20 protein-coding genes are annotated in these 25,115 nt (G+C 70.5%); 10 read left to right on the top strand and 10 right to left on the bottom strand.

Translation table 11 applies throughout. The features are described from left to right. Positions 1 to 35: 35 nt before the first annotated feature. Genes LRG07_RS09100 through LRG07_RS09125 form a run of 6 tightly spaced genes read left to right on the top strand, consistent with a single transcriptional unit; the run spans position 36 to position 6,311 of the window. Complete coding sequence (locus LRG07_RS09100) at positions 36 to 1,241, top strand: AAA family ATPase (RefSeq protein ID WP_238642193.1); 1,206 nt, start codon at positions 36 to 38, stop codon at positions 1,239 to 1,241. A 33-nt stretch (positions 1,242 to 1,274) separates the two neighbouring features. After that, entirely contained in the window at positions 1,275 to 2,585 is a 1,311-nt protein-coding gene (locus tag LRG07_RS09105) for a CpaF family protein (RefSeq protein WP_201242761.1), read from the top strand. A gap of 57 nt (positions 2,586 to 2,642) precedes the next feature. Then, positions 2,643 to 3,626, top strand: coding sequence for a type II secretion system F family protein (locus LRG07_RS09110; RefSeq protein ID WP_238642194.1), 984 nt, complete (start codon positions 2,643 to 2,645; stop codon positions 3,624 to 3,626). Between the two features lie 14 nt (positions 3,627 to 3,640). Next, a complete protein-coding gene (locus tag LRG07_RS09115; RefSeq protein WP_238642195.1) occupies positions 3,641 to 4,612 on the top strand; it encodes a type II secretion system F family protein in 972 nt (323 codons plus the stop codon). A gap of 2 nt (positions 4,613 to 4,614) precedes the next feature. After that, complete coding sequence (locus LRG07_RS09120) at positions 4,615 to 5,436, top strand: LytR C-terminal domain-containing protein (RefSeq protein WP_238642196.1); 822 nt, start codon at positions 4,615 to 4,617, stop codon at positions 5,434 to 5,436. A 2-nt stretch (positions 5,437 to 5,438) separates the two neighbouring features. After that, positions 5,439 to 6,311 carry a lipopolysaccharide assembly protein LapB gene (locus LRG07_RS09125; RefSeq protein ID WP_238642197.1) on the top strand — a complete coding sequence of 291 codons (873 nt, stop codon included), beginning with the start codon at positions 5,439 to 5,441 and terminating at the stop codon, positions 6,309 to 6,311. 21 nt (positions 6,312 to 6,332) lie between these two features. Here LRG07_RS09125 and LRG07_RS09130 read toward each other — a convergent pair whose 3' ends face one another. The 3 genes from LRG07_RS09130 to LRG07_RS09140 form a co-directional block, all read right to left on the bottom strand. After that, on the bottom strand, positions 6,333 to 7,265 hold the full coding sequence (locus LRG07_RS09130; RefSeq protein ID WP_238633145.1) for an AEC family transporter: 933 nt from the start codon (positions 7,263 to 7,265) through the stop codon (positions 6,333 to 6,335). A 6-nt stretch (positions 7,266 to 7,271) separates the two neighbouring features. Continuing rightward, positions 7,272 to 9,443 carry a TRAP transporter fused permease subunit gene (locus LRG07_RS09135; RefSeq protein WP_238642198.1) on the bottom strand — a complete coding sequence of 724 codons (2,172 nt, stop codon included), beginning with the start codon at positions 9,441 to 9,443 and terminating at the stop codon, positions 7,272 to 7,274. 131 nt (positions 9,444 to 9,574) lie between these two features. Further along, on the bottom strand, positions 9,575 to 10,552 hold the full coding sequence (locus tag LRG07_RS09140) for a TAXI family TRAP transporter solute-binding subunit (protein ID WP_238642199.1): 978 nt from the start codon (positions 10,550 to 10,552) through the stop codon (positions 9,575 to 9,577). 322 nt (positions 10,553 to 10,874) lie between these two features. On the opposite strand from LRG07_RS09140, the gene LRG07_RS09145 reads away from it, so the two are divergent. Then, positions 10,875 to 11,180 carry a hypothetical protein gene (locus tag LRG07_RS09145; RefSeq protein ID WP_201169316.1) on the top strand — a complete coding sequence of 102 codons (306 nt, stop codon included), beginning with the start codon at positions 10,875 to 10,877 and terminating at the stop codon, positions 11,178 to 11,180. Positions 11,181 to 11,256: 76 nt separating this feature from the next. Further along, a complete protein-coding gene (gene dinG, locus LRG07_RS09150) occupies positions 11,257 to 13,389 on the top strand; it encodes an ATP-dependent DNA helicase DinG (RefSeq protein ID WP_238642200.1) in 2,133 nt (710 codons plus the stop codon). An 86-nt stretch (positions 13,390 to 13,475) separates the two neighbouring features. On the opposite strand, the gene LRG07_RS09155 is transcribed toward dinG, so the two are convergent. The 7 genes from LRG07_RS09155 to LRG07_RS09185 form a co-directional block, all read right to left on the bottom strand. Next, positions 13,476 to 14,948, bottom strand: a complete 1,473-nt coding sequence (locus LRG07_RS09155; RefSeq protein ID WP_201169312.1) for a DASS family sodium-coupled anion symporter — start codon at positions 14,946 to 14,948, stop codon at positions 13,476 to 13,478. A 142-nt stretch (positions 14,949 to 15,090) separates the two neighbouring features. Beyond that, the gene (locus tag LRG07_RS09160) at positions 15,091 to 15,294 is read right to left on the bottom strand and encodes a hypothetical protein (RefSeq protein ID WP_238636887.1); all 204 of its coding nucleotides are present in this window, start codon (positions 15,292 to 15,294) and stop codon (positions 15,091 to 15,093) included. 122 nt (positions 15,295 to 15,416) lie between these two features. After that, positions 15,417 to 15,914: an NfeD family protein gene (locus LRG07_RS09165; protein ID WP_201169310.1), complete on the bottom strand. Its 498-nt coding sequence runs from the start codon at positions 15,912 to 15,914 to the stop codon at positions 15,417 to 15,419. Positions 15,915 to 15,983: 69 nt separating this feature from the next. Then, positions 15,984 to 18,407, bottom strand: a complete 2,424-nt coding sequence (locus tag LRG07_RS09170; RefSeq protein ID WP_201169308.1) for a glycoside hydrolase family 65 protein — start codon at positions 18,405 to 18,407, stop codon at positions 15,984 to 15,986. Positions 18,408 to 18,420: 13 nt separating this feature from the next. Next, the gene (gene otsB, locus LRG07_RS09175; RefSeq protein ID WP_201169306.1) at positions 18,421 to 19,203 is read right to left on the bottom strand and encodes a trehalose-phosphatase; all 783 of its coding nucleotides are present in this window, start codon (positions 19,201 to 19,203) and stop codon (positions 18,421 to 18,423) included. Between the two features lie 19 nt (positions 19,204 to 19,222). Further along, positions 19,223 to 19,966, bottom strand: a complete 744-nt coding sequence (locus LRG07_RS09180) for a beta-phosphoglucomutase family hydrolase (protein ID WP_238642223.1) — start codon at positions 19,964 to 19,966, stop codon at positions 19,223 to 19,225. 97 nt (positions 19,967 to 20,063) lie between these two features. After that, entirely contained in the window at positions 20,064 to 22,526 is a 2,463-nt protein-coding gene (locus LRG07_RS09185) for an EAL domain-containing protein (RefSeq protein ID WP_238642201.1), read from the bottom strand. Positions 22,527 to 22,811: 285 nt separating this feature from the next. Between LRG07_RS09185 and LRG07_RS09190 the strand changes: the two genes are divergently transcribed. Both LRG07_RS09190 and cysB read left to right on the top strand, forming a co-directional pair. After that, positions 22,812 to 24,032 (top strand): YeeE/YedE family protein, encoded by a 1,221-nt coding sequence (locus LRG07_RS09190; RefSeq protein WP_238642202.1) that lies wholly within the window; start codon positions 22,812 to 22,814, stop codon positions 24,030 to 24,032. 89 nt (positions 24,033 to 24,121) lie between these two features. Further along, a complete protein-coding gene (gene cysB, locus LRG07_RS09195) occupies positions 24,122 to 25,108 on the top strand; it encodes an HTH-type transcriptional regulator CysB (protein ID WP_201169288.1) in 987 nt (328 codons plus the stop codon). The last annotated feature ends 7 nt before the right edge of the window (positions 25,109 to 25,115 follow it).

Here is a 25,115-nt window from a genome sequence, read left to right on the forward strand (position 1 = left end):
GGGGCCATGGCAACGACGGACAGGTGGACAGAACCATGCTCGTAACACTCAATGTGGTAGCGCTCGTCCAGGAGGACGCCACCGCCGATCAGCTCACCGAGGCGCTGGCCCGGGTTCAGGGGATCCATCTTGCCATCCGGCATGTGGCGACCGGGGAGCGTCCCCGCAACCAGCTGGCCAGCGACGAGCAGCCGGATATCATCCTGCTCGAGCTCGGCGGCAACGAGGCCGAGGACCTCCACGAGGTGGAGCAGATCCTCCACCAGACCGGCGGTCGGGTAGCCGTCTTCGTCGTCTGCGGCCAGAGCGACAGCTTCACCGCGCGGCGGATGCTCGGCCTTGGGGTCCGGCGCGTCTACGCCCGGCCGCTGGAGGTCCAGGGCCTGGTTCTCGATGTCATCGAGTGCATGTCGGAGAAGCGCTCGCGGGTCCAGCGGGCCCGATCCCACAAGGGGGCGCTGACCGCCTTCGTCAACGCCAAGGGCGGCAGCGGGGCGACCACGCTGGCGACCAATGTCGCCTGCACCCTGGCCGCGCGCCATAAGCACAAGGTGGCGCTGATCGATCTGGACGTGCAGTTCGGGGCGGCGGCACTCGGCCTCGACCTGCGGGTCGGCTCGGACATCACCAACGCGCTCTTCCAGCCCGAGCGCATCGACCCGCTCTTCCTCCAGGCGCTGATGATTGAGCACGCCAGCGGGCTGCACGTGCTGCCGGCCCCCGGCGATCTCACCGAGGTGGACACCATCCGCCCCGGGGCCACCAGTGCGCTGCTCCAGGCCGCCCTGGATCTCTACGAGGTGGTGATCGTCGATGTGCCGCGGCTCTTCGTGCCTTGGACCCTCGAGGCGCTGCGCATGGCCCACCCGGTGCTGCTGGTCTCCCAGAAGAGCCTGGTGACCATCCGCGACACCAAGGTCCTGCTCGAGCGGCTGCCGCTCAACGGTGTCCCCCGCGAGCAGATCGAAGTGGTCAACAACCGCGCCCAGAGCCGCATCGCCAGCCTGGATATCCAGGCGATGAAGCGCACGCTCAAGCTCGAGTGCATCCACCGCGTCACCAACGACTACGCCACCGCCGTGGCTGCCCAGGACCGGGGTGTACCGGTCGACCAGGTCAACCGCCGCTCGGCGATGACCCAGGACATCGAGCGTCTGGCCGCCTACCTGCACAGCAGCCTCAGTGGCGAGCAGGTACGCAGCCCGGGGCTCTGGGATCGACTCTTCCGCCGTCGCGCCTGAGCGGACCGCGGGATCTGAACGAGGGAAAGGGACATGGCAGAGCTTGCCCGCAACTGGGCCGAGGATCACGCCAGTGCGGTGCGCGCCCTCAAGGGCCGCATCCACAACCACCTGCTGGAACAGCTGAACCTGGAGGTCATCGACCGGCTCGAGCCCGAAGTCGTGCGCCAGCAGATCGCCGCCCTGGTCGCCGAGCGACTGCGCGAGGAGCGTGTGCCGCTCAACGCCGCCGAGCGCGACCGCCTGATCGAGGAGATGCAGTACGAGATGCTCGGCCTCGGCCCGCTGGAGCCGCTGCTGGCCGATACCTCCATCTCCGAGATCCTGGTCAACACCTGTCGGCAGACCTACGTCGAGCGTCGCGGCGTGCTCGAGCGCAGCCCGGTGAGCTTCGGAAGCGACGCCCACCTGATGCGCATCATCGACAAGATCGCCAGCGCCGTCGGCCGCCGCATCGACGAGTCCTCGCCCATGGTCGACGCGCGCCTGGCCGACGGCTCCCGGGTCAACGCCATCATCCCGCCGCTGGCGGTGGACGGCCCGATCCTCTCCATCCGCAAGTTCAGCGCCGATCCCTACTCCATGCAGGATCTCACCGCATTCCGCTCGCTGACCCCCGGCATGGCGTCGTTCCTTGAGGGCGCCATCCGGGCCCGGGTCAACCTGCTGGTCTCCGGTGGCACGGGCAGCGGCAAGACCACGCTGCTCAACGCCCTGTCCGGTTACATCCCGGCCAGCGAGCGGATCATCAGCATCGAGGATTCCGCCGAGCTGCAGCTCCAGCAGCCCCACGTGGTGCGCCTGGAAACCCGCCCGCCGAACATCGAGGGCCGGGGCGAGATCACCCAGCGTGATCTGGTGCGCAACGCCCTGCGTATGCGCCCGGACCGGATCATCGTCGGCGAGGTCCGCGGTGGCGAGGCCATGGATATGCTCCAGGCCATGAACACCGGCCACGACGGCTCGCTGAGCACCATCCACGCCAACTCCGCCCGGGATGCGCTGACCCGCCTCGAGCACATGGTCGGCATGAGCGGCGTGTCCATCCCGCAGCCGGTGGCTCGCCACCAGATCGCCTCGGCGCTGCAGCTGCTGGTCAACATCGAGCGGCTCATCGACGGCCGCCGTGTGGTGACCAGCATCCAGGAGATCACCGGCATGGAGGAGCATGTGGTCACGACCCAGGAGCTGTTCACCTTCACCCGCCAGGGCCTCGACGGCCACGGCGGGGTGACGGGTCACTTCCGGGCGACCGGGATCCGGCCGTGGCTGCTCCAGCGCTTCCGTGAGCGCGGCGTCGCCATCGATGAGTCGATCTTCGACCCGGAGCGGGTCTATGCCTGACGCCACCGGCACCCGGTCCACCCATCCCGCGGGCAGGGTCCCGCCGAGGAGCGAGCCGTGAACACCACCATTATCCTGATCTCCGTGCTGGCCTTCCTGGCCGTCGTCGCGCTGGTCGAGGGGATCTACCTTATCTGGCAGACCTCCTGGGTGGAGGGGCGCAGCAAGATCCGCCGGCGCCTGCGCAGTCTGGCGGCCGCCGGCGAGTCCGATCGCGCGCAGCTGGAGATCCTCCGCGAGCACCCGTACAGCGCCGATCCGGTGCTCAACCGGATCCTGGTGCGCACGCCCGGGGTCAAGGCCGCGGACCGGCTGCTGCAGCAGGCCGGCTCCGACGCTACGGTGGTGCAGCTCTTTGCCCTGCAGGTGTTGGGGACGTTGCTGGTGGCGCTGGTGCTCGTTCTCGGGGCCGGGACCGTGGGGCCACTGGCCGTGCTCGCCGGCGCGCTGCTGGGCGTGGGTGGGCCGGTGCTCTACCTGCGCCAGCGCCGTCAGCGTCGGCAGCGGCGCTTCGTCGAGCTGCTGCCGGACACCATGGACTTCCTCGCCCGCGGCCTGCGTTCCGGCAGCCCGTTCACCGCGTCGCTGCAGTACGCCGCCCGCGAGATGCCGTCGCCGGTCAGTGACGAGCTCGGCATCGCCTTCGACGAGATCAACTACGGCCTGGAGGTCGAACAGGCCCTGCGCAACCTCCAGGAGCGGGTGGCCAGCAAGGACGTGGCCTACTTCGTCACCGCGGTGCTCATCCAGCGGCGGACCGGCGGCAACCTCGCCGAGGTGCTGGTGCGCATCGCGGCGATGCTCCGCGAGCGCCAGCGCACCCTCAAGGAGGTCCAGGTGCAGGCCGCGGAGATGAAGCTCTCCGCCCACGTGCTGATCGCGCTGCCGATCTTTGTCGCCGGCTTCCTCTCCCTGTTCCGCTGGGAGTATATGGCCGTGCTGTTTGAACACCCCGCAGGGCTGACCATCGTCGGCGCGCAGCTGATGATGATGGGCGTGGGGTACCTGGTGATGCGCCGGATGGTCAACTTCCGGATCTAGAGGAGGGTGGGGGGATGGGGGAGATGATGGTGATGCCCGGCACCCAAGTGCTGGCCCTGGTGGCGGTCTTCCTCACCGTGGTCCTGATGGCGTTCGCCCTGTTGTCCTGGGCGCTGTCCGGGCCGGATCCGGTGCAGCGACGGCTGCGGGAGATCGAGACCGCCTCCGGCGGCGGCAGCACGCAGTCCCGGGAGCCGCACTGGTCGGGCACCTTCCTGGTGCGCTGGGTGGAGCCGGCGGGCCGGCTGCTGCTGCCGCGCGAGGACCTGGCCCGTTCGCGTCTCTACCGGCGCCTGGTCCAGGCCGGTTACCGCGGCCCCCGCGCGCTGCCCATTTACCTCGGCGCCAAGGTGCTGCTGGCCGCCGGCCTGCCGGTGGCCGGGGCGCTGGCCGTGGCGGCCTGGGCCTCCTGGGGCGCGCTGTTCCAGCCGCTGACGGCACTCGGCCTGGTCGGGGTGGCGGCCGCCGGCTTCTACCTGCCGGCGTTCTTCCTGCAGCGGCGCATCGAGCAGCGGCGCAGCGCCTTCGAGGAAGGGTTCCCCGACGCGATGGACATGCTGGTGGTCTGCGTCGAGGCCGGGCTCGGCTTGGACGCGGCGATCCAGCGGGTGGGCGAGGAGATGATGCACGCCCATCCGGTGCTCGCCACCGAGCTGCGGGTGATGAGCCTTGAGCTGCGTGCCGGCAAGACGCGCGAGGCGGCGCTGCGCGGGCTGGCCGAGCGGACCGGCATCGACCCGGTGAAATCGCTGACCACGTTGCTGATCCAGGCCGAGCGCTTCGGCACCAGCGTCTCCGCGGCGCTGCGCGAGCACGCCAGCGGCATGCGCCATGCGCGCATCCAGCGGGCCCGGGAGCGTGCGGCGAAGCTGCCGGTGAAGATGATCTTCCCGATCCTGCTGTTCATCTTCCCGGCCCTGTTCCTCGTTGTCCTCGGCCCGGCGGTGATCGGCATTGCCGAGTCGCTGCTCAACGCGGGGGGGTGAACGTGGCCGCAGCCGGGGGGCGAGGCGGCGCACGGCCTGGGCCGCGCTGCGCCGCGGCAATGGGCCTGGCGCTGGGCGTCGTCGGCTGTGCGGCGAGCCCGTCGTACACCGACAACCTGGAACCGTTGGAGCGTTTCAACGGCCGGGTGGTCGAGCCCTTGGGCGGCGAGCTTGAGCGCGGGCGCGCCCTGCTCGCCGAGGGCGAGTACGGCCCCGCCCTCGAGGCGCTGCACGTGGCCCTGGCGCTGCGTCCGGATTCGATCCCGGCGCTGAACGCCGCCGGAGTGGCCTACGATCGGCTCGGCTATCACGAGTTGGCCCAGGCCCACTACTACCGGGCCCTGGCCCGAGAGCCGGCCTCGGTGCAGACGCTGAACAATCTCGGCTACTCGCTGCTGCTCGAGGGCCGCTACGACGCCGCCCTCGCGGTCCTCGCAACGGCCGGGCGGCTGGATGCGGCGCACCCGCGGGTGGCGGCCAACCGGATGCAGGCAGAGTACCGACAGGCCGGCCCGGCGGCCTACACCGTCGAGGTGGTTAACGGCAACGGCGAGCGCGGCATGGCCGCCCGGGTGGGGGAGCGGTTGCGGGCCGAGGGTGAGGTGGTTGGTTATCTGAGCAACCAACCCGGCTTCGATGTGGCCGAGACCACCCTCTACTACCGCCCGGTGGCGCGGGCCGCCGCCGAGGCGGTGGCTGCGGCCCTGCCGCTGGCGGTGCGCATGGAGGCGAGCGAAACGATGCGCCCGGGCGCCGGGGTGCGCCTGGTTCTTGGACACGATCTGCTGGCTCATGCCAGCGCCTTCGAGGGTGGGGGGGAATGACCATGGGCAAGGGAGTGAGCCGCATTGCGGGCGTGCTGGCCGTGCTGGTTTTCGTGGCCGGGTGTGCGTCCACCGGCGGTCGCGAGGGCGCCGCCTTCGAGGACGACATCGACGCGCTGCTCGCCGAGGCGCGCGGCGCCGCACAGGCCGGGGAACGGAACCAGGCGGCCTTCTACTACCGCGAGATCCTGGAGCGGGACGAGGCCCACCCGGATGCGCTGGTCGGCATGGGTCGGATTGCGCTGCGCGGCGGTGACGCCGGGGCGGCCGAGGCGTTGTTCACCCGCGCCCTGGAGGTCGACGAGACGCGCAGCGATGCCCTGGAGGGGCGCGGCAAGGCGCGGCTGCAGCTGGGCGAGCTGGAGGCTGCGATGACCGACCTGGAGGCCGCGGTGGCGGCGGAGCCGGTTCGCTGGATGGCCTGGAACGCCCTCGGTATCGCCGCCGATCTGCAGGGCCGCCACCCTGACGCGAGGGCGCACTACGAGGCGGCCCTCGAGGTGCTGCCCGGCAATCCGTCGGTACTCAACAACCTCGGCTACTCCCTGCTCATGGCGCAGGCCTACGCCGAGGCCGAGACCGTCCTGCGCGAAGGGCTGCGCGGGGCGCCGCGGGATCCGCGGCTGCGCAACAACCTGGGCCTCGCCCTGGCCTGGCAGGCACGCTACGAGGACGCCCTGGAGGTCATGGAGCCAGCCCTCGGGGGCGCGGAGGCGGCGAATAACGTCGGTTACATCGCCTTGCTCAGCGGTGATGGCGCGGCCGCCCTGCGCTATTTCGACCGGGCGCTGGAACTCTATCCGCGTTACTACGCGCTGGCCGAGCAGAACCGCCGCCGCGCCGTGCGCCTGGTTCAGGAGGGCGCTGCCCCGTGATCGGGTCACCAGGCGCGGCGCTCAGCCGCCGCGGATGGCCAGAAAACCGCCGACCACCAACGGTAGGGTGGCCACGGCGGTGACGGTCTGCACGGTGAGGATCGAGGCCATCAGCGGGGCATCGCCGCCAAGCTGGCGGGCGAGGATGTAGCACGACGCCGAGGCCGGTACCCCGGCGAAGAGCACGAGCACCGCCCCGGTGGTCGCGTCCAGACCGGCGGCCAGGACTACGGCGCCGACGCCGGCAGGCAGGAGCAGGAGCTTGATGGCCGATGATGCGATCAGCAGCCGCGGATGGCGGCCGATCTGCCCCCAGTACAGCCCGGCGCCCACCGCCATCAGGCCCAGCGGCAGCGCGGCCTGGCCCAGCGCATCGAGGAAGGCGGCCAGCGGTGCCGGCAAGCCCACCGGCAGCAGGCTGAGTGCGACGCCGAGCAGACAGGCGAGCACCAGCGGGTTGCGCGCCAGGCTCGCCCAGAAACCCGGTGCCTGGCGTCCGGTGCGCCGGCCGTAGCGGATCAGGGCCGCCACCGCCAGCAGGTTCACCAGGGGGACGAGGACCGCCAGGCTGATCGCCGCCAGGGTCACCCCCTCGGTGCCGAACAGTGCCGCCGCCGTGGCCAGTCCCACGTAGGTGTTGGGCCGGAAGGTGCCCTGCAGCGCCGAGGTGAAGCCGGGGCCGTCCGGCTCCAGCAGCGGCCGGGCGAGGAGCAGCAGGGCGCCGGCGATCGCCACGCCGCCGGCGAGGATGGCCACTACGGGCAGCAGTGGCATCTCGCGCAGCGGTGCCTCGGCCAGCCGCACCACCAGCAGCGCCGGCAGGGCGAAGTAGTAGGTCAGCCGCTCCGCCCCGTCCCAGAACAGGGGCGGAACGACCTCCTGACGGCGCAGCACGTGGCCCAGGGCGATGAGTCCGAAGACCGCCGCCAGGGCGCTGGCCAGGGCGCCCGCCAAGCCGGCCTAGCCGCCCTGGCTCGGCACCAGCGGCTGCCGTGAGGCGAAGCGGTACTGCCAGGCCATCAGCACCGCGCCTACCGCGATCCCGGCCAGGTCGCTGTAGATCCCGCCGTAGATCATCGAGATGGCACCGGCGAGCAGCACGCCGCGCAGCAGCCACGAGACGTGGCCGAACAGCCAGCCCTGCACCGCGGCGGCCAGCAGGAAGATGCCCACCGAGGCGGTCACGCCCACCCGGGCGATCTCCGTCCAGGTCCCTTCACCGAGCATGGCCGGGCTGTAGAAGAACATGAACGGCACGATGAACGCCGCCAGCCCGATCTTGAACGCCGTCACCGAGGTGCGCAGCGGATCGGTGCCGGCAATGCCGGCGGCGGCGTAGGCGGCCAGCGCCACCGGCGGGGTGATCGCCGAGATGACTGCGTAGTAGAAGACGAAGAAGTGGGCGATCAGCGGCTCCACGCCGAGCTGCTGCAGCCCGGGCGCCACCACCGAGGCGGCCACGGCGTAGGCGGCGGTCGTCGGCATGCCCATCCCCAGCATGATGGAGATGCACATGGCGAAGAACATCGCCAGCAGCATGGAGGCGTCCGCCACCCCCAGCAGCATGGACGAGAAGCGCGTGCCCACGCCGGTGAGGCTGATCACGCCGACGATGATGCCGGCGCAGGCGCACACCGCCACCAGCGGGATGACCATGCGCCCGCCCATCTCCAGGGCGCGGAGGATGCGGCGGATGCCCATCGCCTCCGGGGTCAGCCAGCTGACCACCACCGCCGAGATCATCGCCACGGTGCCGGCCCGGATCACCGAGTAGCCCTGGAAGAGGGTAAAGATCAGCACCAGGATGGGGATGAACAGGTAGATCTGCCGCAGCATCCGCCCCAGTCCGGGCAGCTGCGCCCGCGGCAGCCCGCGCATGCCCATCTTGGCCGCCTCGTTGTCGACCATGAAGTAGACCGACAGGAAGTAGAGGGCGGCCGGCAGGATGGCGGCGGCGATGATCTCCACGTAGGGGATGCCGGTGATCTCCGCCATGATGAAGGCGCCGGCGCCCATGATCGGCGGCACCAGCTGCCCGCCGGTGGAGGCGGTCGCCTCGATGGCGCCGGCGCTCTTGGCCGGGTAGCCGACCTTGCGCATCAGCGGGATGGTCAGGCTGCCGGTGGCCACCACGTTGCCGGCGGAGGTGCCGTTGATCATCCCCATCAGCCCGGAGGCGAAGATCGACACCTTGGCCGGGCCGCCGCGGGCCCAGCCGGCCACGGCGAAGGCGAAGTTGACGAAGTAATCGCCGACCCGGGAGACCTGCAGGAAGGCGGCAAAGGTGATGAACAGGATGATGTACGTCGAGGAGACCGCGGTGGTCGGGCCGAGGATCCCGCTGTCGGTGTAGAGGTAGGTGAAGAAGCGGGTGAAGGAGTAGCCGCGGTGCTCCAGGAAGCCGGGCAGCCAAGGCCCGACGAAGGAGTAGACGAGGAAGATGGCGGTGATGATCACCAGCGCCAGGCCGGCGATGCGTCGGGTCAGCTCCAGGATCAGCAGCACGCCGGCGGCCGAGATCCACAGCTCCTGGGCCCCGGCAAAGGGGGTCCCGGCCGCCATTTGCCAGCGGGTCAGTGCCAGGATGATGTAGGCACCGACCATCAGCGCGCCGAAGCCGAGGATCCAGTCCGGCCAGTGCACACGGTTGTCCGGACTGCGCAGGAACCAGCCGGCCAGGGTGGCGACGGCCACGCTGGCGAACAGGGTGTAGCCGAACTGCTGGGCCAGCCACGGCGGGAGCTGGGTGGAGGACATGCCATCCACCTGCAGCAGGTAGGCGATGTAGCCGAGTGCGCCCAGGGCCCATAGCATCAGGGCGGTACTGGCCAGCATCAGCAGCCACTGGAGCATCCCGGTGGGCGCGGCCGGCGCGTCGCGGTCCAGGGTCCGCGCCGAGGTCAGCGCAAAGCCGATGAACAGGCCGCCGGCGATGTGCAGGATCCGGAAGGTCCAGGTCTCCAGCGGGATCACGTTCAGGGTGAAGATGTGGAATGCGGTATAGAGCGCGCACGCCCAGAAGAACAGCTGCTTCTGCCAGCCGGTGAGGGCGCGCTCGTTGCTGCCGAGGGGAATCTCCGTTTCGCCCTGGGTCTCGATCGTTGGCTCCGGATTCGTGGATCGATCGCTCATCGATGGGGATGCCTCGGCCTCGGTGATACCGGTGCGGGACCTGCTACCGGGCAGGCCCCCTGACACAGCCCGCCCCCGGTCGCACGGATGCGGCGCGGGGGCGGGGGATCAATGGGCTGTCCCGCTCGGGGTCAGCCGCGCAGGTCCTCGGGGATCTCGTAGCCGTTCTCCTCGAACCAGCGCACGGCGCCCGGGTGCCAGGGCATCCAGTCGTTGTACTGGTGGTTCTCCGGCAGGGTCTCGCGCGAGGCCCGGTGGATGTCCATCATCCGGTCGTGGTTCTCCATGACCGCCCGGGTGACCTCGTAGACCAGCGACTCGGGCATATCCTGGTGGGTGATGGCGAAGTTCCAGATGGAGATCGCCGGGATATCCGCATCCAGGGAGCCGTACAGGTCCGCCTCGATGTCCGCCGGCGAGAGGGCCGGGAAGGCCTCCAGGAGCTGCTCCCGCTGTGCCTCGTCGACGGAGAAGATGTTGGTGTCGATCTCCGCCTCGAGCTGCGAGAACGCCGAGATCGGCGTCCCGGCAGCGAAGGCGAAGGCGTCGATCAGGCCGTCCTGCAGCTGCCCGGCCAGATCCGAGGCGCCGCCGTTGCGGACGCGCACATCGATGCCGAGCTCATCGAAGAACTGCGGGAAGTACATATCCGCAGTGCCGCCGGAGGGGCCGACCCCGACACGCTTGCCCTCCAGATCCTCCATGGAGGTGAGCTCGTCGCCCTCGCGGGTGATGATGTGGAAGGTGGTCTGGTACATGGGGAAGACCGCGCGGATGTTGCGATGCTCCATGCCCGGAGCCAGCTCGCTCTCGCCGTCCCAGGCGGCGCGGGCCGGTCCCATGGTGACCAGGCCGAACTCGTGGTCGCCGGTCTCGACCAGGGTGGCGTTCTGCACCGGCCCGCCGGTGACCTCGCCGCCGGCGCGGATGTCGAGCATCCCGGCGACCATGTCGGCCCAGCCGCTGCCGTAGATGTAGTAGGTGCCGCCCTGGCTGGCGGTGCCCACGGTGAAGCTGCGGGGCCAGTCGTCGCGGTCGGCCAGTGCCGGTGCCGACAGGGCCAGCGCCGAGGTGGCGCAGATGGCGAGTTGCCAGGTTTTCATTCTCATTCTGTTTGCTCCTCCTCCAGAGCCCGGGGAAGCCCTTTGGTGGGCGTTTCGGTGGTTGGCATAACCCGCACCCGTGACCGGGGCGCAGTGCGCTTTATCGCAGGGGGCACCGCTATTGTCAATTCCCAATCCGCCGTGCGGCGACCGGCGCGCCCCCGGTGAGCGGGGTGGTCAGTGAGTGGCCGGCCGCTGCGGAGCCGCATCACGCCGGGGGGCTGCGGTGTTTCTCCGCAGGGTTTTCCACAGGTTTTGTGAACAAGCCCATCCCGGTCTATCTTGCCGGGGAGGACCGGCAACCAGAACCAGAAAGGAGGAGACCGGTATGGCCGACGATGATCAGAACCGCAAGGAGCAGCATGTCGAGGACATGAAGGCGCGCCTGTCCGAGTGGCAGGAGCAGATCGACCGCGTCCGTGCCCAGGCCGAGGAGGCCGGCGAGGAGATGCGCGAGCGCTATCAGGAGCAGCTCCAGGAGCTGGAGGAGAAGTACGAGGAGGGCAAGCAGCGGCTGCGCGAGATGCAGGACGCCAGCGAGGAGGCCTTCCGCGACATGCGCGAGGGCTCGGAGAGCGCGTGGGAGGCGATGACGCGGGCCTTCCGCGATGCGCTGAACCGTTTCCGCTCGTGATGACCCTGCCCGGGCGGGCCCGGTGGCCCGCCCGCACTGCTCCCGCTCACCCCCGCCCCCCAGGTAAACTGGCGCCATGCCAGACTCCGACATCACCGACGCCATCGCCACGGCCTACCGCCGCGTCCGGGACGAGATGCCCGGCTTCCGCGAGCGGGCCGCGCAGAAACGCATGATCTGGGAGGTGGCCAAGGCCCTCGCAGGGGAGCAGGACCACCGCCTGCTTGCCATCGAGGCGCCCACCGGCACCGGCAAGAGCCTCAGCTACCTGCTCGGCGGGGTCCCGGCGGCGCGCAGCCGCGGGCTGCCGCTGGTCATCGCCACGGCCACCGTGGGGTTGCAGGAGCAGATCCTGCACCAGGATCTGCCCAAGCTGGCCCGCTACGCCGGCATCGAGGTGGATGCCACGGTGGCCAAGGGGCGTGGTCGTTACCTGTGCCCGCGCAACCTGGGTGAGCTGGTCGGGCAGTCGGCCAGTGTCGAGGCCGGGGCGCAGCAGGCGTTGGCCGCCGACATCCTGGGCAGCGCCCGCTGGCCGCGCCCGCCTCAGCCGGGCGAGCCCGAGCAGCTGGAGTCCATGGCCGAGGCCCTAACCGAGGGGCGCTGGGGCGGTGACCTGGACGAGTGGGCCGACGGCGTGGCCGACGACCTGCGCCCGATGGTCACCTCCACCAGTCACTCCTGCTCCGGACGGCGGTGTGCCCACTTTGAGGGATGTCCCGTCTACGCCGCCCGCGACCGGGTGTCCCGCGCCGAGGTGGTGATCACCAACCACGACCTCCTCCTCGCCGACCTGCAGCTCGGCGAGGAGGAGGGCGGGGTCCTGCTGCCAGCGCCCGAGCAGGCGCTTTACGTCATCGACGAGGGCCACCACCTGGCCGCCAAGGCGGTGCAGCGCTTCGCTGCCAGTGCCCGCGTCCAGGCGGCGCGGACGTGGCTGGAGGAGGGCGAAGGCGTTGCTACGGACACCGCGGCGGTGCTGCCGGACGATGCGGTCGGCGAGCCGCCGGACGCCGAGGCGCAACGGCTGCAGGAGCGTCTGGGCGAGGTGGCCACCGCGCTGCAGGAGGCGGATACCTTCCTGCAGCACAACTACCGGGCCGATGCCGAGGGTGAACGCTGGCGTTTCCGCGCCGGTCATGCCCCCGAGCCGGTGCGTGAGCTGGCCGGGCGCGTGGCCGGCCCGGCGCGGGGGCTGCACGACGCCCTGCAGGGGTTCTCGGACCGGGTTTACGCCGCCCTGGAGGCGCAGCGGGGCGACACCCAGGAGCTGGAGCGCCAGCTGCCGCGGCTTGGCTTCCTGCGTGAGCGGGCGGCGAACCTGGCCACCACCTGGGAGCTCCTCGCCGAGCAGGACAATGCCGGAACGCCGCCGGTGGCCCGCTGGGTGGAACGCCAGGCGGAGTCCGACGGTGCCGTGGACCATCGGGTCTCGGTCTCGCCGGTCTCGGTGGCCGGCGAGCTCGCCCGGCGCCTGTGGGACCGGTGCGCCGGTGCGGTGATTACCAGCGCCACGCTGACTGCCCTGGGGCGCTTCGATCATCTGCGCAGTGACCTGGGCCTGACCGACGGGGAGGCCATCCGCCAGGGCTGCCTGCCGTCGCCTTTCGACTACAGCCGATCCCTGCTGCACGTGCCGGCGCTGCGCAGCGATCCGCGCGACGCCGAGGCGCACCTGGCCGAGGTCTGCCAGTGGCTGCCCGAGCTCCTCGACCCCTACGAGGCGGCGCTGGTGCTGTTCACCAGCCGTCAGCGCATGGAGCGGGTGGCCCAGGCGCTGCCCGAGGGCCTGCGGGAGCGGCTGCAGTGCCAGGGTGAGCGCTCCCGCGAGGCGATGCTCCAGCGCCACCGCGAGGCCGTGGATGCCGGGCAGGGCAGTATCCTCTTCGGACTGGCGGGTATGGCCGAGGGGGTGGATCTGCCCGGGCGCTACTGCGATCACGTGGTCATCGAGCGCATCCCCTTCGGGGTGCCCACCGAACCGGTGACCGCCACCCTCAGCGAGTGGCTGGAGGATCAGCAGCACTCCTCGTTCCATACCCTGAGCCTGCCGCGGGCATCGCTGCGCCTGACCCAGGCCTGCGGACGGCTGGTCCGCTCCGAGGATGACCGCGGGCGGATCACCATCCTCGACCGGCGGGTGGTGACCCAGCGCTACGGCCGCCAACTCCTCGACGCCCTGCCGCCGTTCCGGCGCCGTCTCGACTAAGGCAGGCATCCCGCAACGAAAAAGGCCGCCGATCCGGTGGATCGGCGGCCCGTTGCCGCGGGGATGGCGGAACGATCCCCTTGGGGTTACTGCTTCTCGATGACCGTGGTCAGCTCCACGCCCAGGGCCACCGGCAGCAGGAAGTAGACGAACACCGTGGTCAGCACGATGGTGACCAGGTTCAACAGCAGCCCGGCGCGCGCCATATCCGGCACGGTCAGGGCCCGGCTGCCGAAGACGACGGCGTTCGGCGGCGTGGCCACCGGCAGCATGAAGGCGCAGGAGGCAGCGACGGCCACGGCGGCCATCAGCACCAGCGGGTTGAAGTTGGTGGCCACGGCCAGCGCGCCCATCAGCGGGATGAACACCGTCGCCGTGGCGGTGTTGGAGGTCACCTCGGTGAGGAAGACCACCAGGGCCACGCAGGCAGCGATGATCAGGAAGATGGAGACGCCGTCGAGCACCTGCAGGGCCTCGGCCAGGCTCTCGGACAGGCCGCTGGCGCCAAAGCCCGCCGCCAGGGCGAAGCCGCCGCCGAAGAGCAGGACGATGTCCCAGGGGATCTTCACGGCGGTGTCCCAGTCGAGCAGCCGCTGCCCCTTTTCCTTGCCCGAGGGCAGCAGGAACAGGGCCAGGGCACCGGCCATGGCGATGCTGGCGTCGCCGAACTCATCGAGCACGCCCTCGGGCAGGAAACCGCGCAGGACCCAGGCCAGGGCCACCAGCACGAAGACGCTCAGCACGCGGCGCTCGGCGGGGTCCATGCGACCGATCTCGGCCAGCTCCTGGCGGATGGTCTCGCGGCCACTGACCAGATGCCCGATGCCGCGGCAGTGGCGGCTGAAAGCCAGATAGACCCAGGCGATGCCGAGAAAGAGCAGGGACAAGGGCAGGCCGAAGGCCATCCAGCTGGCGAAGGTGATCTCGATGTCGTAGAGCTCCTGGGCCTGACCGGCGAGCACCGCGTTCGGTGGCGTGCCGATCAGTGTGGCGATGCCGCCGATTGACGCGGCGTAGGCGACACCGAGCATGAGCACCACGCCAAAGCCGCGGGGCAGCTCCTGTCCGTTCTGCTCGGCTTCCTCCTGGCTCTGCTTGAGCACCGCCAGGGCGATGGGCAGCATCATCATCGCCGTGGCCGTGTTGCTGATCCACATGGACAGCCCGGCGGTGGCCAGCATGAAGCCGAGGATGATGCGCCGGGGCGAGGGACCGACGAGGTTGATGGTGTGCAGGGCGATGCGCCGATGGAGGTTCCAGCGCTGCATGGTCACGGCGATGAAGAAACCACCCAGGAACAGGTAGATCAGGTGGTTGCCGTAGGCCTCGGTGACATCGCCGACCTCCATGACCCCGAGCAGCGGGAAGGCGACGATGGGGACCAGCGCCGTGGCGGCAAGGGGCAGCGCCTCACTGATCCACCAGATGGCCATCAGGATGGCGACCAGGGCGACGTTCCACTCGGCCTGGGTCAATTCGCCGGGCGGGCCGACCAGCAAGCCGGCCAGGGCCACCAATGGCCCCAGGAACAGTCCAATGCGCTGCCGATAAGACTCCATGGATACCTCCATCAGCGTTCGAAGAGCGCATAAGGTGGACCACAAGCCCCCGCCCCCTCAATAGGTCAATAAAAACGGGGTCCGAGCATTGACCCGAACCCCGTCTCCGTGAACCGCATACCGGGTCCCCGCCCCCCGCGGGTTACCAGCCCATATCGCCCTCGGGCGCCGGCTCCTGCTCAGGCATCGGCTCCTGCTCAGGCTGCGGCTCCGGTGCGGGTGCCGGCTCCTGCTGTTCCGGCTCGCCCCACGGGTCCTCGGCAGGCTCCGGTTCGTCGCCGGTGCCGGCGCAGCCGGCGCCGAGCAGCAGGGCGAACAGCGCGATGATTCCAAGCTTGTAGGGCATGGGTGACTCCCCCTGATTGGTGCATTTCCATGGTGCAGACGCTGGCATGCGCCTGGCGGTTGGGACAATGCCACCCCGGCTCGGGTTCACGGCCGCCGCCCGGAAGGGCCTGCCGCTCGCCGTCAGGCCTCGGCGTCGTCGAGCCGTGCGCCGACCGGGGCGTCCACCGGGCGGACGATGGCCCGCGTGCCTTCCAGCCGGACGATGCGCACGGCACTGCCCGGGGCGATCTCGGGGTCGTCGGCGGGGTCGGGGATGGCCATCAGGTGGTCGCCGAAGGCGCGCACGCGCAGGTGGCCGCGCAGGTCGTAGTAGGCCTCGAAGGCGGTGCGGCGCAGGGCACTGTCATCCGCTGAGGGCGGGCCGCCGCCGCGGCCCATGCGCCGGAAGACCCAGACCATGAACGGCAGCGAGGCCAGCCCGGCGAGGATGGCCACGGCGATCTGCGCGACCAGCGGCGCGCCGAGCAGGGCCATGGCCATGCCGGCGAAGGCCATTACCGCCAGGGCCAGCAGCACCCCGGCGCCACCGCCGGCGAGCAGGATCTCGACGCCGAGCAGCACCACCGCCAGGGTGAGCCATACCGTCCACACCGATTGCGGGTCGTTCATCGGGTCCATGGGGCCTCCGCGCAGGGTCCGGATCCCCAAGGTAGCGAGCCGGGCGGCGGGAGGCCAGCCCCGCCGCCATCAGCGCTGGTAGGCCAGCTCCAGGGTCTCGCCCTGGTGCAGGTCGTGGACCTCGTTGCGGTAGCCGATGCGCACCGGCGGCCACGGCCCCTCCTCCAAGCGCAGGGTGAGCCGGGTGTGATTGACCACCAGGTGGATCCAGTGGCCGCGATAATGGATCTTGTGCTCCACCTCGTGGAGCCCATCGGGCAGCATGGGATCGAGCCACAGGATGCCGTCCCGCGGTTCCATGCCGGTGTAGCCGCGCAGCGCCAGGTCCACGGTGCCGGCCATGGCCCCGAGGTGGATGCCCTCCTTGGTGGTGCCGCCCTGGATGTCGCCCAGGTCGCTGATCAGCGCGTTGCCGAACAGATCCCAGGAGCGCTGCCGGTCGGAGCGCGCCAGCACCCACGAGTGGACGATGTTGCTCAGCGTCGAGCCGTGGGAGGTGCGCGCCTCGTAGTAGGCGATGTTGCGCGGGATGGCCTCGGCGTCGAGCTCGTAGCCCATGTCGGCGAACAGGGTTTCGATCTGCTGCCGGGAGAACAGGTAGAAGAGCATCAGCAGGTCGGCCTGCTTGCTCGCCTGGTAGCGGTTGACGTCATCGCCCTCGGCCTCAAGGATCCGGTCGAGCCGCTGGATGTTGCCGTAATGCTCGCGGTAGCCGGCCCAGTCCAGTTCCTCGAGCTGGTCGTAGCCCTCGAACTGGCTGATGATGCCGTCGCCGTGGAAGGGGATGAACATCCGCTGGCTGATCTCCTGCCAGCGGGTGAGTTCCGCCTCGTCGATCGCCAGCCGGTCGAGGAGCTCGCTGCGTGGCGTCGGGCCGATGACCTCCAGGGCCTGGCGGGCGATGCGCAGGCACCAGGCGGCCATGACGTTGGTGTAGGCGTTGTTGGCCAGCCCGATCTCGTCGCTGCCCGGATAGCGCGTGTGGAACTCATCGGGGCCGACGATGCCGCGGATCTCGTAGCGCTGGCGCTGCGGGTTGTAGGTGGCCAGGCTGGCCCAGAACTGGGCGATGCTCAGGATCATCTCGGCGCCGGCGAAGGCCATGAAGTCGGTGTCGCCGGAGACCTCATAGTAGCGCCAGATGTTGTGGGCGATGGCGGCGTTGACGTGGCGCTGGCGGTGGGTGTTGTCCGGCAGCCAGCGCCCCGAGGCCGGGTTGAGGTGCAGGGTCTGCGTCTCCTCGCGGCCGCTGCTGCCGCTCTGCCACGGGTACATGGCCCCACGCAGCCCCTCGGCGGCAGCCGCCCGGCGCGCCTCGGGCAGGCGGCGGTAGCGGTACATCAGCAGGGCGCGGCTGATCTCCGGGCTGTGCAGATTGAGCAGCGGCAGGATGAACAGCTCGTCCCAGAAGATGTGCCCGCGGTAGGCCTCGCCGTGCAGGCCGCGCGCCGGAACGCCCACGTCCAGATCGGTGGTGTGCAGCGAGGTGGTCTGCAGCAGATGGAAGATGTGCAGGCGCAGGACCGTCTGCTCCTCGGCCTCGCCGTTGTTGTCGGTATGCAGCGTCACGTCCCAGCCGCGCCAGTAGCGTTCCCACGCCTTGGCGTGGGTGCGCAGCAGCTCGTCGAAGGCCGGGGCGCGCTCCACCGCGGAAGCCGCATCGATGCCCGGCTCGCAGATGGCCCGGTCCCGGCCGCTGTAGAAGGCGGCGACCTTCTCGACGCGGATCGGCTGCCCCGGCTCGGCCTGCAGGGTCAGGTCGTCACCGATGTAGTCGTCGGTCTCCAGCCGCTCGCGGTGCTCCGGCCCGCGGCCGTCGGCCTGCCAGGCCCGGGTGCGCACTGCGTGGGCCAGGTCGATGCGCGACTGATTGGTCATGCTGCGCAGCATGACCGCCTCGTCGCTGCAGCGTTCGGTGGCGAGGACATCCAGGTGGCGGGTCTCCAGGGCCCGGTAACGGGCCACGCCGAGGTTCTCGACGCCGCCGTCGATCCCTGAGCGGATGTGCAGCGCGCCGGTCCAGTTCACCGGTTCCAGCTCCCAGTGCAGCGCGGCCAGGTGGCTGTCGCCCATATGCACCAGCCGCCGGCTGGTCAGCCGCGTCTCGCGCCCGTGCGGGTCGCGAAAGTGCAGGTGCCAGGTCAGCACCCCGTGGCGCATGTCCAGGGTCTGCCGGTGGTCCAGCCACTCCACGCCGTCGAAGTCGAACCAGTCGCCCTCGGCCGGGCGGAAGTTCAGGCAGAGCCAGTTGGGAAGATTGACCAAGTCCTCGTTCTCCACCTCGCGGCCGGAGACCAGACTGGTGCGCCGGTTGTAGCCGCCGGCCATGTAGGTGCCGGGGTAGTGGATGTCGCCGGCGGCAGCCCCCTCGAAGGCGCCGCGGGTCGCGAAACGGCCATTGCCCAGCACGCAGATCGCCTCGCGATGCTGCTGCTCCTCGGGCAGCCAGCCCTGGTAGGTCAGTTGCCAGCCTTCGGTCTCCGGTAGCGTCATCGCTGAAGCCCCTTCACAGCATCTGCTCGAAGAATTGGCGGACGGCGGCCACGTCGGCCAGCCGGTAGTCGGCGGCGGTGGCGCGGTCGGGCTCGCCGACGAAGATGCCCACGCCGCGGCCCTCCAGGGCCCGGAAGGCGTGCTCATCGGTCCAGTCGTCGCCGATGTAGATGGGCAGGGTGTCGCCGTTGTTCAGCGACAGCGCCTCAAGCAGCCAGAGCACCGCGCGGCCCTTGTCCCAGGCGACGTCCGGCTGCAGCTCGAAGACGCACTTGCCCGGCCCGCAGCGCAGCTGCGGGTGGCGCTCAAGCACCCCGTCCACGGCGGCCCGGACGCGCTCGACCTGATCCTCCGGCGTATTCCGGTAGTGCACGGCGAGGGCGAAGCGCTTGCGCTCGAGCAGGGTGCCCTCGACCGCCGCGAGGGCGTCGTCGAGTTCCTCGGCCGCCGCGGCCAGGGCGTCCAGGCCGGCCTCGGCCTCTTCGTTGCAGCGGTGTACGCCGCCGGGGCCGACGATCTCGAAGCCGTGGCTGCCCGCGTAATAGACCGACTCCAGACCGACGAACGCCTGCAGCGCCTGCAGGTCGCGGCCGCTGACCAGGGCCACGGTGTGGCGGGCGGCCAGCTGCTCCAGCGCCGCGTGCATGGCCGGATCCAGCCGCGCCTCGGCCGGGTCGTCGACGATCGGCGTCAGGGTGCCGTCGTAGTCGAGGAACAGCGGCGTGCTCCGCCCCTCCATGCGCGTGCGCAGTTCATCGAGCACCGCCGGTTCGAACAGCTCCGGGGGGGATTGCATCGCTTGCGCCTCCTGTGGCTCAGCTCAGTTCGGTCAGCGCCGCCACGGCGACGTCGGCGCCGTGGGCACGCAGGACATCGTGATTGTCGTGGCGGGCCACGCCCACCACCAGGGCGAAGGGCCCGGCGGCGCCGGCCTGGACGCCGGAGATGGCGTCTTCGAAGACTACGCTCTGTCCCGGGGCCACCCCCAGCCGCTCGGCGGCGACCAGGAAGATGTCGGCATCCGGCTTGCCACGCAGGCCCAGCTCGCGGGCGGTCTCGCCGTCCACCCGGGCGTCGAACAGGGTCTCGATTCCGGCGGCCTGGATCATCCGACGGCAGTTGCGGCTCGAGGAGACGATGGCCGTGCGCACCCCGGCGGCCCGCCACTGCCGGACCCGCTCCAGCCAGTCCGGGAAGACCTCCACGCCGTCGCGCTCGATGACCGCCTGGATCAGTGCGTCCTTGCGGCGGCCCAGGCCGTGGATGGTGTCGTGTTCCGGTGGGTCGTCCTCTTCGCCCTCGGGCAGGTCGATGCCGCGCGCGGCCAGGAAACGGCGCACGCCCTCCTGGCGCGGCAGGCCGTCGACGTGCTCCCAGTACTCGGTCTCTGCGTCGAAGGGGGCGAAGGGGGTGCCGGTTCGCTCGGCATGCGCCTGCAGGAAGGCGTCGAACATCTCCTTCCACGCCCGGGCGTGCACCGTGGCGGTACGGGTGACCACGCCGTCCATGTCGAAGATGGCGGCCTGGTAATCGGCGATGTCAACGGCTGACGGATCCATTAGGTTCACTTTGGCGCACCTCCTTCGGGTTGTGCAAGGCCTTATGCGTGACCCCGTCGTCATCCCCGTCCGGTGCCGCGAACCGTGGACCGGAAGCCTAGGAGGGCGGGTCGGGCGGGGTGAGCTGTTCCAGCGGCGCCGGTCGCGCCAGCAGGTAGCCCTGGCCCTGGAGGCAGCCGGCCTCCAGCAGGGCGTCGCGCTGGGCCACGGTCTCGATGCCCTCGGCGATCACCTCCAGCTCCAGGCTGTGGCCGAGGGCGAGGATGGCCCGGGTGATCGTCGCCCCGCGGGAGGGCTGATCGACGTTGTCGACAAAGGAGCGGTCGATCTTCAGCCGGTCCACGGGTAGATCCTTGAGGTAACTGAGCGCCGAGTAGCCGGTGCCGAAATCGTCCACGGCCACGCGCACGCCGTGGCGGCGCAGTTCGTCGAGGCGGGCGATGACCCGCGTGTCGGTGTTCACCAGCAGGCTCTCGGTGATCTCCAGCTCCAGGCGGTCGGGTGGCAGCCCGGTCTCGTCCAGGGTGCTCAGCACGCGGCCGACGAAACCGGGATCGGCGAGCTCGGGGGCGGTGATGTTGACCGCCAGGCGCCCCCAGTCCCGCCCGTTGCGGAGCAGAGCCTGGTACTGCCGGCAGGCACGGCGCAGAACCCAGGCGCCGAGCTGGCCCATCAGACCGGCGTGCTCGGCCACCGGGATAAATCGCGCCGGCGAGATCGGACCGCGTTCCGGGTGCGGCCAGCGCAACAGCGCCTCGAGCCCGATCCATTGCCCGCTGGCCAGGTCCGCCTGGGGCTGGAAGTGCAGGTCCAGGGCGTCGCTGGCCAGGGCCTGGCGCAGTTCGGCGCCGAGCTCGATGCGCTCGCGGGCGCGCTCGGTCAGCTCCTCGCTGAAGAAGCGGTAGCCCACGCCCTCGCTCTTGGCCTCGTACATGGCGGCGTCGGCCTGCTCGAGCAGTACGCTGGCGCCCTGGGCCTGGTCCGGGAAGGTGCTCAGGCCGACGCGCAGGGTGATGGGGATCTGGTGGCCCTCGATCTCCAGCGGTGCCTCGGCGGCGGCGATCAGCCGCTCGGCGGTGCCGGCGGCATCGTCGGTGCTGACCAGCTGGGGCAGCAGCACGCCGAACTCGTCGCCGCTGAGCCGTGCCACCGTGGCCGAGTCGCCCACGGCGGCGTCGAGCCGCTCGCCAATGATCCGCAGGGTGCGGTCGCCGATGGCGTGGCCGAGGCTGTCGTTGACGGCGCGGAAATCACTCAGATCGACGATCAGCACCGCCACCGTGCTATCGCCGCCGCGCCGGCGCTGGCGCTGGTGCTGGCGCAGGGCCTGCTCCAGGCGGTCCTGGAAGAGCAGGCGGTTGGGCAGCTCGGTGAGCGGATCTAGGTGCATGACCCGCTCGAGCTGGCTCTGGTACTCCTTGATCCGCGAGATGTCCGAGAACACCCCGATGTAGTGGGTGGGGTGGCCGGACTCGTCGCGCAGCTCGCGGATGGTGGCCAGCTCGGCGAAGGTGGTGCCGTCGTTGCGGCGGTTCCAGATCTCGCCGGTCCAGTAGCCGTGGCTGCGGATTGCCTCCCACATGGCCTCGTAGAAGGCCTGGCTGTGGAAGCCGGAGGCGAGGAAGCGGGGGTTGCGGCCGAGGGCCTGGTCCTCCTCGTAGCCGGTGATGCGGGTGAAGGCCCGGTTGACGGCGACGATGGTGGCCTCGGCGTCGGTGATGATCACCCCCTCGCGGGCCTCCTCGAAGACGATGGCCGCCTGGCGCAGCTCGCGCTCGACGCGCTTACGCTCGGTCACGTCGTGGAGATTGAGGACGAAGGCCGGATCGCCCTCCCAGCGCATGGTCCGCGCCCGCATCTCGACGATCCGGCTGCCGCCTTCGCCGGTCCGCAGTTCGATCTCCTGGGGCGCTCCGGTCGCCACCGGGAAGCCGAAGACCTGGCCGATCAGCTCGGCGGGCGGGTGGCCGGTGAGGGTGCCGGCGGTGGCGTTGGCGTAGACGATCCGCCCGTGGTCATCCACCACCAGGATGCCCTCGGCGGTGTTGCTCAGGACCCGGTCGAGCTGGTGCTCGCGCTCGCGAGCGCGGGACTCGGCGACGCTCAGCCGGTGCTCGCGCCGGCGCTGCTCGGTGATGTCCTCGAGGATGTGCACCGACTGTCTATAGCGGCCTTCGGCGTCGGTGACGGCGAACGAGCGCGAAATGAGGATCTCGCCGGTGGGCAGGGCCAGCTCCTCGGTGATCTCGCCGCTGCCCCGGCGTTCGCCGCAGCGGCCCTGCTCCATGGCGGCGCGGCAGCTGGGCAAGGGGCCGTCCCGGCGGGGGAAGACCTCCCAGTAGGGGCGCAGCCGGAACTCCTCCGGGGCCAGCCCGGCCCGCTCGGCATAGGCCCGGTTGGCGGCGAGGATGCGGTAGTGCTCGTCGTGGATGAACACCGGCTCGGAGAGGGCGTCCAGGGCGCGCAGCCAGTCGCACGCCTCCGCCCCCTGGGCGGCGATGGTCACCGGGGTTGCCAGGACGGCACTGCGTTGATGCTGGGGGTTCCGACCGCTCGGCAAGGGCGGTTCCTCGCTGGTGCCAGTGCCGGGCCAGGAACCCGGCGATCCGTGATGTTGATACGCTATCACATCGACGAAACAGGGGAATGCCCGGGTGCGGCAATCCGATCGCTGCGGTTGTCTTGACACGGTCTCCGGGGTGGGGCGCTGCCGCGTGCCACCGCCGCAGCGGAATATGCATAGGCCGAAGCGTCCTTTCACGGCGCTGTTGCGCGCGGCGTAGCCTCTCGACTCAGACGGCCCCGGATCCGGCGGGGCCGGTACCTATCGAGACGGGAGGCAACCATGTCGTCATCCATCACCCTGACCGCGCGGGGCAGTGCGGCCCCGATCGCCGGCTGGGCCAGCCTCGGCCTGCTTGCCGTCGGGGCGCTCTACCTTGGGGCATTCATCAGCCCCACGCAGGCCGCGCTGCTCATCGTCGGCGGTGCCCTGGGCGTGGTGCTCTACCACGCCGCCTTTGGGTTCACCGCCGCCTGGCGGGTGTTCATCAACGAGCGCCGCGGTCGCGGGCTGCGGGCGCAGATGATCATGCTGGCGGTGGCGGTCCTGCTCTTCTTCCCGCTGCTCGATGCCGGGTCGGCGTTCGGCAACGAGCTCAGCGGCTACGTCTTCCCGGTGGGCGTGGCCGTCGTGGTGGGGTCGTTCCTCTTCGGCCTCGGCATGCAGATCGGCGGCGGTTGCGCCTCGGGGACGCTGTTCACCGTCGGCGGTGGCAATGCCCGGATGGTCATCACGCTGCTCGGGTTCATCCTGGGCTCGGTGATCGCCACCCATCACGTGGACTGGTGGTGGGATCTGCCGGCCTTCGAGGCGGTCTCGGTGGTCGAGGGGCTGGGCGTGACCGGCGGCCTGGCCCTGAGCCTGGCGCTGTTCGCCACCATCTACGCCGGCACCGTGTACTTCGAACGCCGCCGCCACGGCGCGCTGGAACAGCCGGCGGCCGCTGAGCATGCCGGCTGGCAACGGTTCCTGCGTGGCCCCTGGCCGCTGATCTGGGGGGCGGTGGCGCTGGCCGTGCTCAACGCGCTGACGCTGATCCTCTCCGGGCGGCCCTGGGGGATCACCGCCGCCTTCGCCCTTTGGGGTGCCAAGGGCTTCGAGGCGGTGGGCATCGAGGTGGCGCAGTGGGGCTACTGGCAGCTGCCGGGCAACGCCCGGGCGCTGGAGGCCAGCGTGCTGGCTGACGCCACCTCGGTGGTGAACTTCGGCATCATCCTCGGCGCGCTGCTCGCTGCGGTGCTCGCCGGGCGGCTGGCGCCGAGCCTGCGTATCCCGCCGCGGGCCCTGGCGGCATCGATCATCGGCGGGTTGCTGCTCGGCTACGGCGCGCGGCTGGCCTTCGGCTGCAACATCGGCGCCTATTTCGGCGGTATCGCCTCGGGCAGCCTGCACGGCTGGGTGTGGCTGATCTTCGCCTTCCTCGGCAACGTGGTCGGGGTGCGCCTGCGGCCCTGGTTCTTCGGCGACGAGTCGCGGCAGCCGCGCCAGCCCGCCTCCTGCTGAGCGGAGTCCGCGGGTGTACGCTGGGAAGGGGCCGGCCCGGTGCCGACGCGGGGCCGGCCCGCGATCATCAGGCGCCACGAGGGACGGCCATGAAGCTCAGGCAACTGCAGTTCATCCACGAGGTGGTTCACCGCAACCTGAACATCTCGGCGGCGGCGGACGCCCTGTACACGTCGCAGTCCGGGGTGAGCAAGCAGATCCAGGCCCTCGAGGATGAGCTCGGCGTCCAGATCTTCGTGCGCAGCGGCAAGAGCCTCTCCCACCTGACGCCGGCCGGCGAGCGCATCATCGAGGCCACCGCCCGGCTGCTCGAGGAAGCCCGCAACATCCGCGCCATCGCCGCCGACTACGCCGGCCAGGAGCGTGGCCAGCTGACCATCGCCACCACCCAGACCCAGGCCAAGTACGCCCTGCCGCGGGTCATCCAGCGCTTCCGCGCCCGCTATCCCAATGTCAGCCTGCACATGCACCAGGGCACGCCCATGCAGATCGCCGAGCTCGCCGCCCGGGGCGAGGCGGATTTCGCCATCGCCACCGAGGCCATGGAGCACTTCGAGGATCTGGTGATGATGCCCTGCTACCGCTGGAACCGGAGCGTGGTGGTCCCCGCCGACCACCCGCTGGCCGAGGCGGAGCCGCTGACCCTGGAGGCCCTGGCGGCCCACCCGCTGGTCACCTACGTCTTCGGTTTCACCGGGCGCTCGCAGCTCGATGAGGCCTTTCAGGGCGCCGGGCTGGCGCCGGAGGTGGCCTTCACCGCCACCGACGCCGAGGTGATCAAGACCTACGTGCAGCTGGGGGTCGGGGTGGGGATCATCGCCAGCATGGCCTTCGACCCCGATGCCGACGAGGGGCTGGTGGCCCGCGACGCCAGCCACCTCTTCGCCCCGAGCACCACGAGCATCGGCTTCCGCCGCGGCAGCCACCTGCGCGGATTCATGTACGCCTTCATCCACCTCTTCGCGCCGCACCTGACCGAAGAGGTGGTCGAGCAGGCGATCCGGGCGCGCACGCCGGAGGCCCGCCGGGCGCTGCTCGAGGCGCTGGATCCCGCGCTGGACGCGGGTTCGCCCTGAAGTCGGC

Source organism: Halorhodospira sp. 9622, from assembly GCF_022228025.1.
Classification (GTDB): Bacteria; Pseudomonadota; Gammaproteobacteria; order Nitrococcales; family Halorhodospiraceae; genus Halorhodospira; species Halorhodospira halophila_A.

Excerpts from the sequence above, each read along its gene's own strand:
- LRG07_RS09100 (WP_238642193.1), top strand. The coding sequence starts at position 36 with ATGCTCGTAACACTCAATGTGGTAGCGCTCGTCCAGGAGGACGCCACC.
- LRG07_RS09105 (WP_201242761.1), top strand. The coding sequence starts at position 1,275 with ATGGCAGAGCTTGCCCGCAACTGGGCCGAGGATCACGCCAGTGCGGTG.
- LRG07_RS09115 (WP_238642195.1), top strand. The coding sequence starts at position 3,641 with ATGGGGGAGATGATGGTGATGCCCGGCACCCAAGTGCTGGCCCTGGTG.
- LRG07_RS09125 (WP_238642197.1), top strand. The coding sequence starts at position 5,439 with ATGGGCAAGGGAGTGAGCCGCATTGCGGGCGTGCTGGCCGTGCTGGTT.
- LRG07_RS09135 (WP_238642198.1), bottom strand. The coding sequence starts at position 9,443 with ATGAGCGATCGATCCACGAATCCGGAGCCAACGATCGAGACCCAGGGC.
- LRG07_RS09140 (WP_238642199.1), bottom strand. The coding sequence starts at position 10,552 with ATGAGAATGAAAACCTGGCAACTCGCCATCTGCGCCACCTCGGCGCTG.
- LRG07_RS09145 (WP_201169316.1), top strand. The coding sequence starts at position 10,875 with ATGGCCGACGATGATCAGAACCGCAAGGAGCAGCATGTCGAGGACATG.
- dinG (WP_238642200.1), top strand. The coding sequence starts at position 11,257 with ATGCCAGACTCCGACATCACCGACGCCATCGCCACGGCCTACCGCCGC.
- LRG07_RS09155 (WP_201169312.1), bottom strand. The coding sequence starts at position 14,948 with ATGGAGTCTTATCGGCAGCGCATTGGACTGTTCCTGGGGCCATTGGTG.
- LRG07_RS09160 (WP_238636887.1), bottom strand. The coding sequence starts at position 15,294 with ATGCCCTACAAGCTTGGAATCATCGCGCTGTTCGCCCTGCTGCTCGGC.
- LRG07_RS09165 (WP_201169310.1), bottom strand. The coding sequence starts at position 15,914 with ATGGACCCGATGAACGACCCGCAATCGGTGTGGACGGTATGGCTCACC.
- LRG07_RS09170 (WP_201169308.1), bottom strand. The coding sequence starts at position 18,407 with ATGACGCTACCGGAGACCGAAGGCTGGCAACTGACCTACCAGGGCTGG.
- otsB (WP_201169306.1), bottom strand. The coding sequence starts at position 19,203 with ATGCAATCCCCCCCGGAGCTGTTCGAACCGGCGGTGCTCGATGAACTG.
- LRG07_RS09180 (WP_238642223.1), bottom strand. The coding sequence starts at position 19,966 with ATGGATCCGTCAGCCGTTGACATCGCCGATTACCAGGCCGCCATCTTC.
- LRG07_RS09190 (WP_238642202.1), top strand. The coding sequence starts at position 22,812 with ATGTCGTCATCCATCACCCTGACCGCGCGGGGCAGTGCGGCCCCGATC.
- cysB (WP_201169288.1), top strand. The coding sequence starts at position 24,122 with ATGAAGCTCAGGCAACTGCAGTTCATCCACGAGGTGGTTCACCGCAAC.